General features: G+C 40.0%; 20 protein-coding genes. 12 read left to right on the forward strand and 8 right to left on the reverse strand.

Annotated features, from left to right (window positions below):
• Positions 1-10: 10 nt before the first annotated feature.
• A complete protein-coding gene (gene hutH, locus ACXAFE_RS18750) occupies positions 11-1510 on the reverse strand; it encodes a histidine ammonia-lyase (protein WP_475156293.1) in 1500 nt (499 codons plus the stop codon).
• A gap of 139 nt (positions 1511-1649) precedes the next feature.
• Here hutH and ACXAFE_RS18755 point away from each other — a divergent pair, with 139 nt between their 5' ends.
• The 8 genes from ACXAFE_RS18755 (at position 1650) to ACXAFE_RS18790 (ending at position 8134) form a co-directional block, all read left to right on the forward strand.
• Positions 1650-2549, forward strand: coding sequence for a LysR family transcriptional regulator (locus ACXAFE_RS18755; RefSeq protein WP_475156296.1), 900 nt, complete (start codon positions 1650-1652; stop codon positions 2547-2549).
• Positions 2550-2720: 171 nt separating this feature from the next.
• Positions 2721-3515, forward strand: a complete 795-nt coding sequence (locus ACXAFE_RS18760) for a DUF3450 family protein (protein ID WP_475156299.1) — start codon at positions 2721-2723, stop codon at positions 3513-3515.
• Positions 3515-4804 carry a MotA/TolQ/ExbB proton channel family protein gene (locus ACXAFE_RS18765; protein ID WP_475156302.1) on the forward strand — a complete coding sequence of 430 codons (1290 nt, stop codon included), beginning with the start codon at positions 3515-3517 and terminating at the stop codon, positions 4802-4804. The genes ACXAFE_RS18760 and ACXAFE_RS18765 overlap by 1 nt, the downstream gene beginning before the upstream one ends.
• Positions 4805-4808: 4 nt before the next feature.
• Positions 4809-5216 (forward strand): MotA/TolQ/ExbB proton channel family protein, encoded by a 408-nt coding sequence (locus tag ACXAFE_RS18770; RefSeq protein ID WP_475156305.1) that lies wholly within the window; start codon positions 4809-4811, stop codon positions 5214-5216.
• Positions 5204-5611, forward strand: a complete 408-nt coding sequence (locus ACXAFE_RS18775) for an ExbD/TolR family protein (RefSeq protein ID WP_475156307.1) — start codon at positions 5204-5206, stop codon at positions 5609-5611. The genes ACXAFE_RS18770 and ACXAFE_RS18775 overlap by 13 nt, the downstream gene beginning before the upstream one ends.
• Positions 5612-6298 (forward strand): energy transducer TonB, encoded by a 687-nt coding sequence (locus ACXAFE_RS18780; RefSeq protein WP_475156312.1) that lies wholly within the window; start codon positions 5612-5614, stop codon positions 6296-6298.
• Between the two features lie 3 nt (positions 6299-6301).
• Positions 6302-7684 carry a tetratricopeptide repeat protein gene (locus ACXAFE_RS18785; protein WP_475156317.1) on the forward strand — a complete coding sequence of 461 codons (1383 nt, stop codon included), beginning with the start codon at positions 6302-6304 and terminating at the stop codon, positions 7682-7684.
• 9 nt (positions 7685-7693) lie between these two features.
• Positions 7694-8134, forward strand: a complete 441-nt coding sequence (locus ACXAFE_RS18790; RefSeq protein WP_475156320.1) for a DUF2799 domain-containing protein — start codon at positions 7694-7696, stop codon at positions 8132-8134.
• A 77-nt stretch (positions 8135-8211) separates the two neighbouring features.
• Here the strand turns inward: ACXAFE_RS18790 and ACXAFE_RS18795 are convergent, their stop codons facing one another.
• On the reverse strand, positions 8212-9246 hold the full coding sequence (locus ACXAFE_RS18795) for a capsular polysaccharide export protein, LipB/KpsS family (protein ID WP_475156322.1): 1035 nt from the start codon (positions 9244-9246) through the stop codon (positions 8212-8214).
• Positions 9247-9677: 431 nt separating this feature from the next.
• On the opposite strand from ACXAFE_RS18795, the gene ACXAFE_RS18800 reads away from it, so the two are divergent.
• Together ACXAFE_RS18800 and ACXAFE_RS18805 are read left to right on the forward strand one after the other, a co-directional pair.
• Positions 9678-10079, forward strand: coding sequence for an MAPEG family protein (locus ACXAFE_RS18800; RefSeq protein ID WP_475156325.1), 402 nt, complete (start codon positions 9678-9680; stop codon positions 10077-10079).
• Positions 10080-10106: 27 nt separating this feature from the next.
• Positions 10107-10676 (forward strand): GNAT family N-acetyltransferase, encoded by a 570-nt coding sequence (locus tag ACXAFE_RS18805; protein WP_475156327.1) that lies wholly within the window; start codon positions 10107-10109, stop codon positions 10674-10676.
• A gap of 60 nt (positions 10677-10736) precedes the next feature.
• Here ACXAFE_RS18805 and ACXAFE_RS18810 read toward each other — a convergent pair whose 3' ends face one another.
• A complete protein-coding gene (locus tag ACXAFE_RS18810; protein WP_475156331.1) occupies positions 10737-10880 on the reverse strand; it encodes a hypothetical protein in 144 nt (47 codons plus the stop codon).
• Positions 10870-11208 carry a DUF413 domain-containing protein gene (gene maoP / locus ACXAFE_RS18815; RefSeq protein WP_336436383.1) on the reverse strand — a complete coding sequence of 113 codons (339 nt, stop codon included), beginning with the start codon at positions 11206-11208 and terminating at the stop codon, positions 10870-10872. The genes ACXAFE_RS18810 and maoP overlap by 11 nt, the downstream gene beginning before the upstream one ends.
• Positions 11209-11520: 312 nt before the next feature.
• Between maoP and ACXAFE_RS18820 the strand changes: the two genes are divergently transcribed.
• The gene (locus tag ACXAFE_RS18820) at positions 11521-12282 is read left to right on the forward strand and encodes a DUF4097 family beta strand repeat-containing protein (protein WP_475156336.1); all 762 of its coding nucleotides are present in this window, start codon (positions 11521-11523) and stop codon (positions 12280-12282) included.
• A gap of 167 nt (positions 12283-12449) precedes the next feature.
• Here the strand turns inward: ACXAFE_RS18820 and ACXAFE_RS18825 are convergent, their stop codons facing one another.
• Positions 12450-13808, reverse strand: a complete 1359-nt coding sequence (locus ACXAFE_RS18825; protein WP_475156339.1) for a DNA recombination protein RmuC — start codon at positions 13806-13808, stop codon at positions 12450-12452.
• 262 nt (positions 13809-14070) lie between these two features.
• Here ACXAFE_RS18825 and ACXAFE_RS18830 point away from each other — a divergent pair, with 262 nt between their 5' ends.
• Complete coding sequence (locus ACXAFE_RS18830; protein ID WP_010558440.1) at positions 14071-14313, forward strand: hypothetical protein; 243 nt, start codon at positions 14071-14073, stop codon at positions 14311-14313.
• 13 nt (positions 14314-14326) lie between these two features.
• On the opposite strand, the gene ACXAFE_RS18835 is transcribed toward ACXAFE_RS18830, so the two are convergent.
• The 3 genes from ACXAFE_RS18835 to ACXAFE_RS18845 all read right to left on the reverse strand — a co-directional run bounded on the left by ACXAFE_RS18835 (position 14327) and on the right by ACXAFE_RS18845 (position 19688).
• Positions 14327-15142: a helix-turn-helix transcriptional regulator gene (locus tag ACXAFE_RS18835; protein ID WP_475156342.1), complete on the reverse strand. Its 816-nt coding sequence runs from the start codon at positions 15140-15142 to the stop codon at positions 14327-14329.
• A 230-nt stretch (positions 15143-15372) separates the two neighbouring features.
• Positions 15373-18504 carry a DEAD/DEAH box helicase gene (locus ACXAFE_RS18840; protein WP_475156345.1) on the reverse strand — a complete coding sequence of 1044 codons (3132 nt, stop codon included), beginning with the start codon at positions 18502-18504 and terminating at the stop codon, positions 15373-15375.
• 215 nt (positions 18505-18719) lie between these two features.
• Positions 18720-19688, reverse strand: a complete 969-nt coding sequence (locus ACXAFE_RS18845; protein ID WP_475156347.1) for a transcriptional regulator — start codon at positions 19686-19688, stop codon at positions 18720-18722.
• Between the last annotated feature and the right edge of the window lie 12 nt (positions 19689-19700).

A 19700-nucleotide genomic window follows, 5' to 3' on the forward strand; every position in this document is an offset into this window, starting at 1 on the left:
TCAGTTATCCTTAATTAAGCGTAACAGTAAATGCCTGAGATTTAACAAACTCAACCATGGCATCAATATCAGGTTTTAATAGTCTGTCTTCTTCTAATTTCGCAACCTTGGTACGAATGAGCGCATGATTTTGTTCAATAATATCTGAACACGTATTAGGGCGTCTAAAATCAACGGCTTGCGCTGCGTACATGAGCTCAATTGCGAAAATTTTCTCAAGATTACCAAGAATTTGGTTAAGTTTACGGCCTGAGATGCTACCCATAGATACGTGATCTTCCTGACCCATAGAGGTTGGCACGCTATCCGCTGACGGTGGGAAACACAGTGATTTATTTTCTGTTACAAGTGCAGCAGTAGTGTACTGCGGGATCATCATGCCTGAGTTTAGGCCGCCAGATGTAGTGAGTAGACGCGGTAAACCGTGTAAACCTTCAAGCAGTAAATAACAACGACGATCTGAAATGTTACCCAGTTCAGCAGCTGCAATTGACGCATAATCAAGTGCCATTGCCAGCGGTTGCCCGTGGAAGCTACCGCCTGAAATCGCTTCTTCTTCACTGATTACAATTGGGTTATCAGTGACCGAGTTCATTTCGATTTCAACCAGCTCTTTTAAGTGGTTGTATGCATTGCGTGATGCACCATGCACCTGCGGAATACAGCGCAATGAATATGGGTCTTGTACGCGGTCGCAATCAGTGTGATCCGCCATATTTTGTGAGTCTTTAAATAGACCACGCATGCGTGTTGCCACTTCAACATTGCCAGCAAAGGCACGAATTGCATGAAGCTCCTCTCTAAATGGCGACTGGCTGCCTTGCATGCCTTCAATGCTCATTGCACCTGCCACATCGGCAAGGTCAAGCAGGTAACGCATCTTAGTTAGGCCAGTAATACCATGGGATAAAATAAACTGGGTGCCGTTTATTAGTGCTAAACCTTCTTTAGCATGAAGATCCATTGGCTCTAACCCATTGTCAGCAAGGGCTTTTGCCGCAGGCACAATGTCATCACCTACCCAAAATTCGCCTTCACCTAAAAGTGGTAAGAATAAGTGCGATAACGGCGCTAAATCGCCCGATGCCCCCACCGAGCCTTGCTCAGGTACGACTGGAATTAAATCAAGCTCAATAAACTTCAGCATACGCTCAACGGTTTCAAGGCGAATACCCGAAAAACCTTGGCTTAGCGCATGCACTTTAGTGATAAGCATCAATTTAGAAATCGATTTAGCAATTGGATTACCAACACCGACGGCGTGGGTGATCAGCAGGTTTTTTTGTAATAGGTTTGTTTCTTCTGGCGTGATTTGCGTATCACACAGTGGACCAAAGCCAGTGTTAATACCATAAACCGCCTTGTCTGATGCAGCCATCTTGTCTACCCGTTGGCGGCTGGTATTAATTTTATCAATCGCTTCTTGGCTAAGCTCTGCTTTAACACTGCCATCGGCAATGCCATTTACAATATCAATATTCAGGCGATCTACGCCGTATTTAAACGTCATTGTTGTCTCCTAACGTTTTAGTCATCTAACTGTGATGATAAATCAATGCAATAATGTTAGCTTGCGACCCAAGTTTTATAAATGCATAATTATCGATGCTTATTCCGATATTATCGAACTAAAAACAAGGCTAAAAAAAATGCAAATTCATGACGTCGATCTGCGCCTATTGCGCATATTTGTTGCAATTGTGGAATGTGGCGGGCTTTCAGCTGCAGAGTCGCGACTGAATATTGGCCGTTCGACCATTAGCTCGCATTTATCAGATTTAGAAGTGCGCCTTGGCATCAAACTATGTAAACGCGGGCGCAGCGGATTTGAGCTCACCGAGCCTGGCCGCATTACCTATCAGGCAAGCCTTGAGTTATTGCAGCAATGCGAAGCCTTTGCCACCACAGTGGCAGGCTCTAAAAATGAGCTATCAGGTCGCGTAACGATTTCGGTAATTGACACCATGGTGAGCGACCCACGCTGCGGCATTAGTGAGGTGATTCGCGAGCTAAAACAAAAAAGCGATAACATTCAATTTGATATCAATGTGTGTGAGGCGAGGGAAGTAGAAACTTCTGTGGTAAATGGTCGCTCGCTGGTGGGGCTTGGCGTAAGTCGCCATCATTTGCGTGGTTTAGATTACTTCCCGCTACATAACGAAACCAACTATTTATATTGCGCCAAAGGGCATGCCCTTTTTGACTGTAAACCGAATGAGCGCAATAAGTTACTGAAACAAGCTGAAGTGATTACTTCAAACTATATGCGGGATAAAGAAGTGCGAAACGATGGTCTGAACTATCAAAATAGCGCAACCGCATATCACGATGAAGGTATCGCACATTTGATTTTATCAAGCGCCTTTATTGGCTATTTACCAGAGCACTACGCTAATTACTGGGTTGATAAAGGACTGTTTAAAGCAATTCACCCCGAGAAATACCACTATCAAATCCCCGTGATGTTAATCACCAAAAAAATGAGCTCAGTCTCACCGCTTGCCAAAGCACTTGTCGAAGAGATTAAACGCTGCCATCGAGCCAATTAAACGACAGGGTATTTAAAACATGTTTTAAAGCAGCTTATATTTGAGGTTTACACTGATAAAATAAATACTTTATATGCACTTTTTAATGCCGCTCATCACATAATTGTTTGTTTTTTGTGAAATATATGTAATTTTAGGTAATAAATTCAAAAACAATAATTAGGCAAAATAATGAAGTTGCTTTTTTTTGCATCACTTTTGACAGCGCTGTCTTGCGTGCATGCAAGTGAGAAAAACATAGAACTTATAGAGCATTGGCTTGAAATAGAAAGTCAAAAAGGAAAGTTACAACTTGCTTGGAAAAGTAACGAGCAAGCCTTGAAGAATCAGCTTGTATTGCTTAATCAGGAAAAAGCGTCATTAAAAAAACTATTAAAAAACGCAAATGCTGCGAGAAGCGAAGTTGATGCAAAGCGTCTTGCGCTTACCGAGCAGCAAGTAAAGTTCGAGAGTAATCAAACTACGATACAAAAAGCGCTAGAGAAAACATATCTATTTGTAAATCGTATTGCGCCCCTGCTTCCGCCGCCAATTCAGCAAGGTTGGCAATCTAAGTTGAACACCTACCAGCAAACATCACTTTCGAATAGTGAAAAATTGGAAAAGCTCCTAAGCATGTTCAAATCTGCTGATGAGTTTAATCAACGTATTGCAATCAACAATACCAGTATGACAATACCCAGTAATAATGGCTCTGACGAACTTTTAGTCAACCAAATGTACTTAGGTCTTTCTTACGCATGGTATATCAGTAAAAACAATCAATCTGTTGGTGTCGGTCGCGTAGAACAAACGGGTTGGCAATGGTATCACGGTAACGATGCCTTACAACTGGTAGGTGAACAATCACAAGAGCAACTTAGAGACAAACTACTAGAAATTCAAAATATGCTTGAAAAGCCAACTAATGCATTTTTTATTCAAGCTCCGCTAGCAATTGCGCCGATTAAAAAGGAGTTATTGTAATGTTACGATTGATCTTAGGTTGTTCATTTTTACTGTTGGCATTCAACGGTCAAAGCGAAGAAGCGGTAAATCAGCAAATAATTAATAAAATTGCGACGTCAAAACAGCAATTAATCCAACTAGAAAACCAGATTAATAACAGTACGCTAAGTTACCAAAATAAAATAAATAAGGCACTTAGCGAAGTAAAAGCACTTCGAAAACAAGCCGCTGCAATTCAGCGAGTAGCCGACGAACAAACATTAAGTGTCGAAAAATTAGCTGACCGCGTTGTTAAATGGCAAGCGCAGGATAATTACCAGAAATTATTACTGCAAAGCTATTTTGAACAACAAGGCGAGCTACTTAGTAACTATCGAGACAGCAATGGCGACCTAATTATCTCAGACACGTTATTTTCAAAGCTCGAATCTCAGTTAACAAATTCACTCATTCCAAGCTGGCAACAATCACAAATTGTTGACGGTATGGGGCAAGTAAATCAGTTTAATAGATTAGATTTGGGTCCTGTATCTTTAGCATTTAACGCAGATATAAATAAAGGTGGATTAATTGAGCACAGTGCAAATCAGGCAATGCCGAACCTTGTAAAAGGGGTTTACAATGACCAGGACATCGCACAACTACAGCAGTTAAAGCAAACGGGTTTAGCCCAAATCACATTTGATCCCACATTAGGTAACGCAGCAAAACTGCAACAAAATAAACAAGGTTTAATTAGCCATATCGAAAAAGGCGGAATGTGGGCTTTACCAATTTTATTCTTTGGTGGGCTGTCGCTGATTGTTGCTTTAATTAAAAGCATTCAGCTATTTAGTTTGCCTAAAGTACGACTCGATTTTATCGACCGTGTAAAACAGAATGTCGTAAACGACACGAGTTACCAACAGCTATTTTCAAAAACAGAATTACAACTTATAGATATTGCGAAAACCCATCCCATCTCAGATAAACGTGATGACCAATTAGTCGCATTTTTAATGCGTTATCGATATCAGGTTGAAAATTATTTAGGCATCGTTGCCACATCTGCGGCTATTGCTCCGCTATTAGGGTTATTAGGAACTGTGTCAGGTATGATCAACACCTTTATGATGATGAATACATTCGGTACCGGAGATGCAGCAACAGTCTCAGGTGGTATTTCTGAAGCACTGGTGACAACAGAATTAGGTTTAATTGTCGCAATACCATCGCTAATTTTAAGTGCGCTACTTAGCCGCAAAGCAAAAAGCCATAACGCACGATTGGAAACCAACGCAGTTCAACTTAGTAAACACGCGTTTTAACAATATGAGTGAAATACCCGTTTACCTAAAACTTTTCAATAATGCTGTAGTGTGGGCGCTACTTGCTGTTGCATTTTTTAGCTATGGAAAATTACTTTCTTTGTTATTTTTTATGCAAAAAAATCAGCACTGGTATACACGGTGTCAATATTGGTTAGGTTCATTAAAGACGCTACTTGCGTCGCTTCCTTTACTGGGCCTATTAGGCACCATCTGTGGCTTGCTCAGTACCTTTAATTTTATGTCAATCAATAACGGGCTGGACATGCAAGAAATGGTCAGTGGCGGCATAGCTACAGCAATGTTTACCACACAACTTGGGCTGGTATTTGTGGTGCCTGGCGTATTACTTCACAGCTTATTAAAAAGCAAAACCGTAACTTGGAACGTGGAGGAAAAATGCGCTCTTTAATCGAACAAAAAATTGAAGAATCAAAAAGCCAAGATATCGATCTTGCACCATTACTTGACGTTGTTTTTATTTTATTAATTTTCTTTATCGTCACTACCGTATTTGTTAAAGAAACGGGAGTCGAAGTGGATAAACCAAGTGCAGTTTCAAGCCAGCAGCTTGAAAAATCTGTACTTATGTTAGCAATTACCGAAACCGGGCAAGTGATGTATGCCGGAACAAATATCGGCATTGCAGGTGTCCGTTCAACGTTGATGCAAGCCGACCGCACGCAAACAAAACCGTTAGTTATTCAAGCTGATAAGCGTGTTCCAACTGAATTGTTAGTGAAAGTAATTGACCAAGCAAAACTTGCAGGTATTGGCAGCATAAGCTTAGCGACAGAGGCAATGTAAATGGCTGTGTTTACCCATACTGATACAACACTTAAAATAACAGCGAATACAGTGCTGCCTTGGCTAATTAGCGCCTCTATGGTGACGCTGCTCGTGATATTACTCCATTATCTGAAACAAACCCCAAAGCAACCCGAACAAATTTTATCTGTGCGTAAAATAGATGTCGCTTTACCAGCTCCGCCACCACCTCCGCCGCCACAGCTAAAAACATCAGCAACAAGCAGTGAGGTCGCCCAAACGAGTCTAAATATCGCAGGATTAGGGGCCGGCCCGAAAGTCAATTATGCCGATAAACCCCGAATGACACTCGCAAAAGTAAAGTCACTAGATGTGCCAACCTTCACTATTGATGCGAATATTATAAAACAACGCCTTGCGCTCGATATGCCACTAATGGCAGTAGAAAAACTAGACAGTGTACCCAAAGTGATAAAACAAAAATTCTTCCCTATCCCGAAATCTGTGCGTAAAAAAGGCATAACGCGTGTTTCGACCGAAGTTGAGCTGATTATTGATCAATCGGGCAAACCTTTCGTCAAACGCATTACTGATTCTGTTTACCCTGAAATGGAGGAAGTTATCCGAAACTGGGTTAATCAAGCGAGATTTAGTATCCCTAAAAAAGATGGTCGTCCAGTACAAGCAATTTATCTTTATGGCATTCATTTCAACCACGGCAGATAACCAATGAAAACAATTAATAAAATTATAATTGCCGCAAGCTTTTCGCTAATAACAGCACAGATTAATGCGGCGACTAACGTATTATCCAATGAATTCCAGATTGAGGTAGAGCAACCCACATTCGTTTTGCCACAATTTTCTGGTCCATTTAGGGAACGAGAAGCAACCGTAGCACCAGAAGAACTTGAAACAGCAGAAAGGCTTCGCTCAATGCTAGATCAAGGCAAAAAACAGGCGGTACTCAAAGAGCTTGAAGCTTTCTACGAAATAGAGCTCAGTGTCGCGATGATAATGCTTAAAGCGCAACTATTTTTTGCTCTAGAAGAATACTCAAAAGCAGAAAAAGCATATCAGGCAGCTCTAAACCGAAGTCCACAGTTAGTGCGTGCTCATAGTGACTTAGGGCAGCTGTACCTCATTCAAAAGCAATATAAGAAAGCGCGCAGTTATTTTGCGAAAGCAGTGGCATTAGGCGCTAATGACGCTGTAATTTATGGTCAACTTGCCTACTTAAATTTAACCCAATTTGGCGCGTATTCTGCTGTAAGCGCATATCAACAAGCATTAGCCATTGAACCTGAACGAGAGCAATGGCAACAAGGTTTATTTGTTGCACTTACCGAAGCAAAAATGTATCAATCTGCAGAAGCTTTACTGTCAGATCTTATTGCAAAATCACCGAATAAAAGTAGTTTATGGTTAAACCAAGCAGTACTAAAACTCGAACAAAATGATAGTCTTGGTGCACTTAGCGCGCTCGAATTGGCTATCTTATTAGGAGATAATCGAGAATCTAATCTAAAGACTGCTGCACAGCTGCATTTACAACTTGATAGCTTTGACAGGGCTGTTGAGCTGATAAATACTCACCTATCAAACTACAAACTTGATCTAGCAAGCCTAAATACCTATTTAACTTGGCTTTCACAGCGTGGACTCAACTCGCAAAGCCAGCATATTATCGATACTCTTGAAACTAAATTCGCTACTTTCGATAACAAAACCAAAAGTGTAATACTGCTGCACCGCGCGAAGATTTCACAAGAAAATCAACAACTCGAATCTGCTAAAAGTGACTTTCAGCAAGCGCTTAACTTTAATCCTAATCATGGGGAAGTGCTCATTGCTTACGCTGATTTTTTAGCGAGTCAAAAGCAATTTACCCAAGCTGAAACGTTACTCTTAAGGGCTGAGGCGTTAGACAAAACACAAAAGCAAGCCATGCTCAGCAGAGCACAAATGTATGTAGATCTGCAAAACTTTGCAGCTGCATTGTCAGTGTTAAAAAGTGTTGCGACACGCTATCCGTCAACCCAGGGGATCAGACAGCAAATAGACATTTTAGAGAATATTCTAATTACAAAAGCACAACACACACAAAGTTAGGGACAGAAAATGAAAACTAAAATAACTACAATTATATTACTCGGCCTATTGACGGGCTGTGCTTCAACAGATGAACATGCGATCTGTGATGTAAATACCGATTGGAAAACACTTGGTTTTGAAACAAGTCAAAGTGGTAAAAGTGTTCGCAAATTTGATAATTACCAAACCCAATGCGGTAGCAGTATGCCAAGTGATGCGAAAGAGTTATTTATAGCAGGCTACACTAATGGCTTAAAAGAATACTGTATGTATGAAAATGGCTATAAACTCGGTCAAGAAGGCCTGCAGACAAATGAAATTTGTCCTTTTGAAATGCGATCTGCATTCGAAAAAGGTTATAAAATTGGTAGCAAAGAACGAAAAGAGAAACAGCTTAATGCCGAGCGTCAACAACGAGAACTTGATAGAGCGAATCAACGCAAATTAACCGAAGCGATGGAACGATAAGAAGCCTCCTATCCATAGTGTCTGTGCACGTATTAACACAGACACTCCCATCTAATCGAAACTAACTGCTTTTACTCTTATATTTGATTTTGTAGAGAAAACTCATCGGTTCCTAGAATTCTTGCCTCTATCGCTTTGATATGTTTTTTATCGGCGCGACGCCATGCTTGTGGAATAGCGTAAACCCCGTTTACATAATCAAGAAAACGTTCAATTAACCGTGTGTTGGGTTGCCAACTGTTAATTTCTTTCAATTGTTCAACAAGTTGTTGCTGCGAATTTGCGGGTAATACCATGCCAGGTAGAGCGTAACAGGCATTACCTAACGTAATAAGCTTACCGCCTAGTTGCAAGGTTTCTAATCCAACGGTTGAATTAATGGTAATTGTCGCCTCAGCCCGCTTTATCAATTCAGACGCTTTTACCCCATTGGCAAAGATCGCTTTATCATGGGCTTTATGTAAATGCGTGAATTTTTTTGGCCAGTTAGGGTGCTCTTTAAATACCACTTTAAGGTTGCTTTGTGGCAACGCATCAATCGCTTGCATTACTTGCCAAAATAGCTGCTCCATACTCTTTATCCAAGGTGAATGAACCACTACTTGGGTATCGTTTGGTACTTGAAATGGCACAAAAATATAATGCTCTGGAAGTGCTACTTCCGCGCTGTCACTAATGCGATTTTTATGGTTTTTTGCTTGTTCTATCGCTGCGAGCGCAACCCCTGAAAGTTCTCGTTCTAAATAAAATTCTGGCAGCTTTGGCAAGCTCGATAGGTAGTTTACTCCCTTGGGGTCTAAGCATGTAGTGTTAGGTACTAAGCCATTTTCAAAAAACATCACCGGAATATTTAAACATTCAGCGGCGCATACCACTGTTTGATTTGGTAGCTTTTTGCCGTTCCAAACAACCACTTTATCTGGCTGCTCTGCTTGGAATAAATCGATAAATTTTAAAAAGCGCAACGTTTCTATTGCTTTTAAGTATCCACGAAATACCTGACAAACTAGCTTTGATGAAAATAATGCAGGGTGACGCGCTTGTTTCCTCAATAAATGATGCGCTAGCATTTCACTACTATCAAAACTTGCCAAATGTTTTGTGTGTTTCAACGCCCCTAAACGGGGCCAACCAGTTATATGAAGTTGCGCGTCTAGGTTCAGTTTGCTTACCAATTTTCGGTAATATTTAGCATGACTGCTATTTCGAGACACAAATAAAATACGCATAAACAATAATAAATCTGACTTTTTAGCGCAGTGTATGAAAGAAGTGTGACGAAATGATTAAGCTACAAACGTGTATAACGGAATTACTGTAATTGACGCCAAACCTCGAAAATTTAAATCACTTGGATATACAAAGCCCTCCAATAATTTCCTGACTTTATTCAAAATACATATGGCATTGAATATCAGAAGTGTTTCACAGTAAAAAGCGATGTATTTCGTAGTCGCCTCTGTGTTACAAAAGGAGTTAGGATAAGTAAGATAAACGATCTTTCAGATCAGAATTAAATAATTAAACAAATAAAAGGCTCTGTATGATCTATGCAATGTTTGGAATGGTTATATTAACGTTTGCCGTTGGTATTGTGGCCGTTACTACTCGTATTAAAAGCGTTAAAAATGGCAGTGTGAAAATTAAATACTATCGCACGATGGAAGGCCAAGACATACCCGAAAAATTAACCACATCAACGCGTTGTTTTAACAACATGTTCGAAGTACCGGTATTATTTTATGTTGTCTCTACCTTGTTTGTGAGCCTAGAAATTACGAATGGCTTAGCACTCACTTTGGCTTGGAGTTTTGTCACTTTTAGAACTTTACAGGCCTTTGTACACCTTACCTACAACAATGTACTGCATCGCATGTTAACGTTTTGGGGTGCCGTGATTTCAGTGCTGTCAATGTGGGTTATTTTGCTCATTCAAATAGCCTAACCCATGCGAGAGTAACAAGGAGTGCTAATGCAAACTAAACTACAATTTCCAAATTTAGACACTGCACGATTAACACTAAACACACTAACAATCGATGATAACGATAGGTTATTTTCAATTTTTTCAGATCAAGCTGTGGTTAAGTTTTATAATATTGAAGCGTTTACATCCAAGCAGCAATCTCTTGATTTAATAGATTTCTTTAATCAAAGATTTAAAGAGCAAGAGGGCATTCGTTGGGCTATTCGCCTCAAAGAAACTGGCGAGCTAATTGGCACATGTGGTTTTAATTCGTTTAATTCAAAAATGCACAATACAGTGATTGGTTATGAATTTGCTAGTGATCATTGGGGGAAAGGATATGCCACTGAAGCGCTAAACGCGATTATTAGACTGGCTTATTCAGACAACTCACCATTTGGTGAACTATATCGTATTCAGGCTGATACCATGCAGGGTAATAGCGCATCTGAATCAGTGCTTAAAAAGCTTGGTTTTAAACAAGAGGGGATCCGCCGCGCAAGTGGTTTTTGGAAAAACCAATATCACGATTTAACGTGCTTTGGTTTACTAAAACCCGAGTTTACGCCACGTTAAATAAGAGCGGCCAGAGAGCTAACTCCGGCCGCAATTATCATCAAAGATTAAGCGTTTTTATTAATCGCGATCATCCCAATCATAATCATCAAATTTTTTACGCTTATTTTTATTATCAAATTTGGCTTTCGGCTTATCGCGCTTTGATTTTCGGCCAACTTTTGTTTTTTCTAAATAGCTATCTTGTTGCAAACTACGCTTCATCATATCCCTCAAATGAATAATGTTGTTCTGTACGTGAACTATTCGCACTGGCTCTGTGCGTCACACTATGAACAGCTTTTATGTATTTTCGCCAGAGCTTTACTTCATAGCTGTTAGACGCAATATTAGACTGCATACAGGCCACAAATTCCGATTCAGCAGCAGATTCAGGGTTTAAATTACCTGCGCTTAATCCATTTAATGTGTCACCGTATTCAACTAAAAAATTAGCCTCTGAAATAGTAAAAAAGCCAGAACGCTCAATGCCACCGGCAAAATGTTCATCGTCATAAAACTTTCGACGTCCAGCACGGATCATGTTTGTCATAACAATATTCTCTTAAATTTGGAGCTGTTATTCGGCGATAAAATTAGCCAACAAATATGAAAGATAAATGACACTTTTAAAAAACATTCAATACAGTAAATATGACGTGAACGCGCAAAGTTGGTCAAAATGGCAAAGTTCGAATGGCAAAAATGACTAATAATTCGTTTGATTGTTTTCTTTATTTTATTAAATAAGAATAAAACTATATTATTCAATGAGTTGAATTTTGGCCTAGTGATTGCTTCAAATTGCTATTAGTCACTCAACACGACAATGAATAATAAAAATAATTCATTAGAAAGGAACATCATGTATAAAACACTTTCAGCAATTGCCATGGCAACACTTCTTTCAGGTTGTATTGTGCATATCGGTGGAAACACCAATTCTGCAGATACTCACATCGAGCGAGAATTAGTGCTAAATGCAAGTCAATTATCTACACTTATCGCCGAAACCGGTGCTGGCTCACTTAAAATTATAGGTTCAGACAGTAGCGATAAAATTACAGTGAATGCCGACATTTATACCAGCGAAGATCTAAATTACGAACTTTCTTTAACTCAATCTGGTGATACTGCAAAACTCGTTGCAATACACGATATTCAAGATGGTTTGCGTATTCACATCAACCAAGGGCATAGCATCGACCTTGTCATCACCATGCCAAGCAAGCTGGCACTCGAACTCGATGATAGCTCTGGCGATGTTACAATCAACGGCTTAAGTAACACCATTAAGGTAGACGATAGCTCTGGTGACTTAACCATTGATGGCGGTAAATCAGTATACGTCGACGACAGCTCTGGCTCACTTTACATCAGCAATATTCATGGTGACGTTGAAATTGACGATGGCTCGGGTGATACCCAGGTTGAAAACACCAAAGGTGCAGTTACCATTGACGATGGTTCAGGTGATTTACTTGTTAGAAATGTTACGGGCACAGTTAAAGTAGATGATGGCTCCGGCGATATTACCGTTAACGGTGCAGGTGGATTGATTGTTGAAGACGCTGGTTCTGGCGATTTAAATATCGATAATGTAAAAGGTGAAGTTAAAATCGATTAAACAATAATATTACTGGCCACGTGATTGCAATTAGGCAATTTATATAATCATAGAATGTGTTCACAAAATTGAATTTACATAAGTCTCCGACATAGATAATTGAAACGGAGTGAACACGAAGAATTAGTGTAAAGGGGATTTACACTTCCCCTTAGTACTTTTATAACTTACTCACTTTGCTCAAAGTTTAATTCAAGCTCGGCCTTCTCAATGAGTTCTTTTGGCAGTTCTTTTTGTACAGCTACGCCTAGTTCTTTAAATTCAGCTGCTTGCTTAATTAAGTTACCTTTGCCAGAGTAAAGCTGTGCAAATGCGCGGTCGTAACCTTCTTTTGCTTTATCAAGAGTTTTACCAACGCCTTGCATACTGGTTAAAAAGCCATTTAACTTAGTATAAAAACGTTCTGCACGCTGCGCGAGTTCAGCGCTATGCTTACTTTGCTCTTCAAAACGCCATAATTGGCGCACAATATTCATGCTTGTTAAAAGCGTGGTTGGTGTAGCCACTAAAATATTCTTTTCAATAGCACGTTGATAAAGGTCTGGTTGGTATTTCAATGCTTCAACATAAGCCGATTCAATTGGCATAAATAAAATCACCACCTCAGGTGAATTTAAGCCTGGTAGTTTGTCATATCCTTTACTTGCAAGCTCCTCGATGCGTGCATTTACGGCCATTACATGTTGTTTTAATGCTTGCTCTGCAACCAGTTCATTGTCTGCATTTACATATTGCGTGTAGGCATTCAACGAAGTTTTGGCGTCAATGACCAAATGGCGCTTTTGTGGTAAAAACACCACCACATCAGGTCGGTAATTTCCTTCCAACGCTTTAACATGAAATTCGCGTTGGTAATCTTCACCAACCCTAAGTCCTGCACTTTCTAATATATTCTCTAGCATTAATTCGCCCCAATTTCCTTGGGTTTTCTTTTGTCCTTGTAATGCAGTGGTAAGTTGCTCAGCCTGTGAAGTAATGGCTTGATTCAATTTTTGTAAATGCACAAGTTCTGTTTTTAGTTCTGAGCGCTGTTTTAATTCTTCACTATGAATGGTTTCAACTTTTTGTTTAAAGCCTCTGAGCTCTTCTTGCATTGGCTTTAGTAAGTTAGACACGCTCTCTTGGTTTAACGATTTAAACGCTTGCCCTTTTTCTTCAAATATTTGATTAGCAAGCAATGAAAACTCCTTTTTAAGTTCAGTTTTAGCATCTTGTAAGCTCGCTAATTGCTGCTGATAGCTGTGTTCTCGTTCAGTAAGTCGTGTTTGCAATGCACTGTACTTAATACGCAGTTGATTGGTACGTTCTTGCTCTTGCTGCCAGTTGGTAAAATTTTGATCTGAGGTTTTTGCAAGATCCGCCAATTTTTCTTCTAACCCTGCTTTTTCTTGCAAATACTGGGCTTGTAGCAAGGCGATTTTGTTTTTAGAACGACCTACAGTCACCAAAATAGTCACTAAAAACACCACAAAAAGACATAAAAACGCTGTGATCACTATTTCAGGTTGGTTTAACAAGGCTTGCATAAGCGATTCCTATTTGAAAAGACGTGATTAGTATACCTTTTTTGCCATTTATGCCGCACACAAATCAATTATTTACATCATTACCTGTAAAACTTTTTTACACCCAGATTGCCATTGAGTAAGTAAAAAAGTGGTTTATTGCCTAGTAAAAAAGTGATCTGTAAACATCTTTTACAGGTCAAAAATCGGTCTATTTATTTTTAAATAAAAGTTGGCTTTAATTAACTTAAGCAAACGAATTGAATTATAAAAAGGCTTTATTATGAATACATTAGATAACTTTTTAAGCGCACAAAACGGCTATAAAAAACTCTTAAAAGTAGAGCAGCAATTAATAAAAAGCGCGGTAAAAGAGTACCAAATTTCAGAGTTAGTAAAACAATGTTCCGAAGCGAGAACAGCCCGAAATCAGCAGCTTTTAGCCTTATTGCAGAGTAACGCTCTGGGGGCAGTTACTTTTGTTGGTATATTAATGATCCCATATTTAACCCTTATGGCTTTTTAATATGCGTTTAGAATTAATTAATGTATGGTGCAAGCTGTTTTCGGCATTCAGGCTCGATCACGATTTGCTGTTGCTCAGCGGCCGCTTGGTAAATATCCAGTCGTAAATGTTGTAGCAAATATTTTAACAAGGCGGCGCGAGTTTTAAGTTCTAACTTTTGCTCTGTCATTTGGTAATCGTGTGCAATCACCTTTTTTTGCAACTCAGTTAAACGGTGATCCGGACACACCACGAGCGTAACTTCAGTTTGCCACAGCGTATCATGCGCTTCATCAAACGTGGCTTCTCCCTCAAATGCGAATTCCCCGGAAAAACGCGACAAAACAAAATCGCGATAATCTTGGTTTTTCTCGCAAAATGCACGTACATGATAACGTGTACCGTCAAACACTAAGCTGTGGGGCTGAATAATTCGGTCTTCAAATTCAGGGCTCGAAAGTGAAATGTAGCCAATATCTAAACGTAGTTGATAACGGATTGCTTGCAGTATAGGCCTAACTAATTGCGGGCTAATATTGCGGTGTACCTGCGGTAATGTTTCAACAAGTGATGTAACAGCCTGCTCGCCTTGAGTATTAAAAAGCGCGTGATAGCTTGAGAATTCTAAATCAATAAATTGCGGCGTAAAATCGACATTGGCAATGTGTGCACGTTGCTGGCTCACAAACTCAAATCCAGTTGGATTAAGCTGCTTGTATTCTGAAATGTATTTTTGTGCCGTGGGGCGGCTCGTTTCAAAGTAATCCATGAGTTGGCGAGCATTTAGCTTACCTTCCCATAATAAAAGCGCTTCAATTACTTGATAGCGTTTTATATCTTCCCAGCGCATTGTGTATGCCTTTGATGACGCAATTTTTATTATTTGAAACTATTTTGACCAAATAAAATGAAAAAAGCCAGCCACATTGTTTAATGGGGCTGGCCAAAAATTACTAACTTAGTAATCAACGGGAAATCATTTAATCCAGGGATGGATTGAGACAACAACAGCAAAGTTATCATGTCATCTGTAGTAATAGACTTACCGTTTTTAGTTAAGTTCAAATTTATTTAAAAAAATTACGATCCAATTAATTGCAGTAGATCTTGTTCACTAAAATCAGAAAAACCGTGGCTATTGCTATCGAAAAAGCGCTCGGCTAATGCGGCTTTTTCTTGCTGCATGCGCTGTACTTTTTCTTCAATACTGTTTTGGCAAATCAGTTTATAAACAAAAACAGGTTTATCTTGGCCAATACGATAAGCGCGATCGGTTGCTTGGCGCTCAACCGCTGGATTCCACCAAGGGTCGTAGTGAATAACGGTATCAGCCGCGGTTAAATTAAGCCCTGTACCACCGGCTTTTAAGCTAATTAAAAACACGCTGACATCGCCTTGCTGAAACTTATCAATGGCTTTTTGACGGTGGCGAGTTTGGCCTGTTAGTAGGCTGTAATCAATGCCAATTTCACTAAGCTTTTGTTCAATAAGCGACAGCATGCTGGTGAATTGGCTGAAAATAATGACTTTTCGCCCTTCTTTTAACATTTCAGGCAGTGTATTAGCTAAATAGTTTAACTTAGCGCTGTTAATTGCCTCGTCTGGATCGGTAGACTTACTGATTAATCGCGGATCGCAGCATATTTGCCTAAGTTTTAATAACGACTCTAAAAACAGTAACCTACTAGCTTGTTGCTCACCGGCTTCAAAGATCGATTTAACTTTTGATTCAATTTGTTCACTGACTTTTTGATACAGTGATTTTTGGCTATCACACAGTTCAATCACTTTTACCATTTCCGACTTAGCTGGAAGTTCTTTAGCAACTTCCGCTTTCGTTCGGCGCAGTACATACCCGGCAATAATGTCGTTTAATTGCTCGGCTCGATACGCGTTATTTTCCTTTTCTATGGGTTGTTGGAAATGGTTTTTAAAGTACGCGGTACTGCCAAGTAAACCCGGCATAGCAAAATCAAACAACGATTTAAGCTCAGATAAATTGTTTTCTACCGGCGTGCCGCTTAAGCACAAGTGAAAATCACCTTTCAATGACTTCGCAAAGCGCGATACTTTTGATTGGTAGTTTTTAATGGTTTGCGCTTCATCCAAAATAATATTGCCAAAGTGCATCTGTAAATAATGTTCATGATCGCGTAATAACAATGGGAAGCTGGTAATGACCACATCGGCCGTTGCTGCTTTAGCTAACAGCTTTTTACGATTCGCGCCTTGAACGGCAACCAACTTTAAATCAGGTGTAAATTTTTCAGCTTCAAGCAGCCAGTTGTTTACCAAACTGGTTGGGCAAATAATTAAACTAGGCAAACTACTGCGTTTTGCTTCTTTTTGGCTGAGTAAGAAGCTAAGTACCTGAATCGTCTTACCTAAGCCCATATCATCAGCCAAAATGCCGCCTAGACCGTGTTTCTCTAAAAACTGTAGCCAAGCTAGACCTTTTAACTGATAGTCGCGTAGCGTGGCGTTTAGGCCGTTTGGTAAGCTAGCCGTAAGACTACTCTCACTGTGCTCTAGATAAAACAATTCTGATAGTTGCTTATCTTCGATGATAAACATTGCACTATCGCACACACGCAGCAACGTAAGCGCCGACAATGGCAAGGTAAAACGCTTAGGCCAGCGTTTTTCACCATAATACTGATCAATCACCTGTTTTAGATTTAGTGCATCGCTGCGGCTTACCACAAGCCAACGGTCTTGGTGATAATTTATATAATAACCCTTGTTCGCTTTGTTATTGATTAACGCTGCTTTTTCTCGCAACAAATTAAAATCAAGTACTAGCTGATCAACCGAGAAATTAACATCAAGTTGCAGTTTGTTATTTGCAACACGCGATAAATTGGCGACTAACTTTGCCTCTGACGGCATGTGTAACTTTTTAGTCGGCTCGCTTACTTTCCACAAATGACTCTTTAGTTCATCGCATACTTCATTGATAAACCAGTGCCATTGCACTTGGTTTTCATTGGCCGGTGGAAAACGAAAATATCGCGTATTGGCTTCACTAGAAACAAGCTCTAAGCCATAGTTGTTAAGCTGATTAATACACGTGTTTTCAAATGCACCATTGTGCACTGCTGTTTTGTAATTAAAACTTAGTGCCAGTGTTGGCAGTTCGTCCACTAATTCAAAACGTAAGCAAGGCTGTGGGGTGGTTGATTGGCTGTCGCTATCAACCAAATACGGCACAAAGCCAAAACCGTACAAACCATTTAGTTTATCCTGCGCTTGGGCATAACTGTTTTTTTCAACCGCAGGCATGGTCAGTAATAAGCTCATTTCATCACTGGCAAGACTGGTATCTATTTCACCAACTTGTTTTGTTTCTAAATCAACAAAATAGGGTGGAGTAGTCGGCACTAATACCCAATTTTGGTGAGTATTAATGCTTAATTTAAGCTCAGCACCCAAATCATTTTCTTGCCAATCTATAGCCAATGGCTCTTTATGAATTAAGCTAAGCGGAGTGCGCTCATCGCCCCAATAACAGCGTTTGGTTTCAACGAGCTTTGCCAGTGCCAACGCGCCCCATTCACCATGTAGCGTCAGTTTACCTAACGTATTTTGCGATCGGATCCAACTAAATAGTCGAAAATCTTTTTCATCGAGATCTTTTGGTGTGACCTGTGAGCTCAATTGTTTTGCCGTAAGTGCACGACCTAATCCGTACTGATTTTCGCTACGCGGAGCAATTTTGGGCAATAACACGATGTCGTCGCCACTTTTCTCTAAACTAAATAACAACACATTAGGCGCGTGCTTTTCAGATTTAGATTTAAGCGATTCTAACCGAGTAAACCAGTCATGCAGTAAGTAGTTTTTGCCAAATTCACCCGAGTGCTCAGTTTTTAATGATAAGAACACTGCGGCAATATGTTCGCATTTTTGCCCTAAACGACACGAACACGATGTGGTTACTTTAGGTTGGCCATTAAGTTGTTTGATGGTTGCTTGTGGGTAGAAGGTTTCGCCTTCTTGGTTAGCCACTTCGCCATTGATTGATTTAAAGCCTTCGTTAGCTTCACGCCATAAGACAAGGTCATGACTAAGGTAGTCTTTCGCTTTATTGAACACAGCAGGCTTAAAAAAACGTTTTAAGAATGACTCAGTGAGTGGAAAACTGGCCAGCTCCTCGTTTTTTATTTCATCAAATAAGGCGAGTAAATCGTTTTTTGACAAGCGCTGTGACATATCGGGGCTATAAAAAATCAATAATTCTGCCAGTATATGGTTATTTAGCTTGCGGGCAAAGCGAATTCTGGCGATTTATGACGAATTTATGATATCGATTAGCGAATGGTTAAAAATTGACATTAAAAAGCGCGCTTACAGGGCTGTAAACACGCTTTCAGTGTAAGTGACTACTTGTTATTGCGAGTCGTACTGGGTTAACGTTAGCAACTAACCTAGTTAAAGTTAGCAAGTAACTTAGTTAATTGCTCCAAACGTTTGTCGGTCAGTACGCGATTATCAATTTTAATCACAACATCACCGCTCTTTTCGTGTTTTTGCGCGCTAATATAGCTATTGCCCATATCGATATTTTGACGAGTGCTTGATTTTACTGGCTCTGCGTACGTTAATTCACGAGTAATTGCTAAAGCCGTTTTATCATCGGTATCAAGTGCTAGCTCAGCTAAACGCTGTTTAACATCAGCCACTTTTTCTGCAAATTGTTGCGGATCTTTTTCGCGGGCATCAATTAACTTCTTAGCGACTTCGCGGCCTACATGGTTTGCTGTAGGGTAAAGCGATAATACTTCTTGTGGCAGCTTTTCATAGGCTTTCAATGCATCAGCAATCGCTGTGTGCGAAACACCTTCAATTTCAGCCAGCTCACGGTAAGAGCCTTTACGCCCTTCAGCAATTAGATCGTGTTTTGTTTGTGCGTAAGCTTGGCCTAGTTCCCACAAACTTGGCGCTATGTACTGATCAGATGACACCGCTAAAATTTTTGCATCTTCATCTGTAAAATCTGGCGAACTAAGCACCAGATAATCACTACCAGAGATCATACACGCTTTACGACGGCGCGACCCTGCAAGTACTACTTCTTGTTCGCCTTGCTGCCAACAAAGGGCTGGGTGCTGGTTGCGGCCATCACTTTTGATGCTTGTAATAATGTCAGCTACTGACTTTTCGTTCAACAACGCTTGTACACGGCGGTTTTTACCGTAAACGTCTGTACTTTTCGCAATATCTGCATTTTTTATCAGTTTGCAGTACAGCTTAATTTCACGGTTAGGATCCGATGGTGCAGGCATGGTGATCTGATCACCGGCTTGTGCGTTTTCTAATAAAGCGTCTAAACTGCTCGACTCCACTGTTGTTGCAAATGGATCGATGCGAGTATCATTCTTACGTTTCTTTGCCATTGTAAAACCTAA

The sequence above is a fragment of the Pseudoalteromonas sp. ABV4_021 genome, from assembly GCF_056159365.1.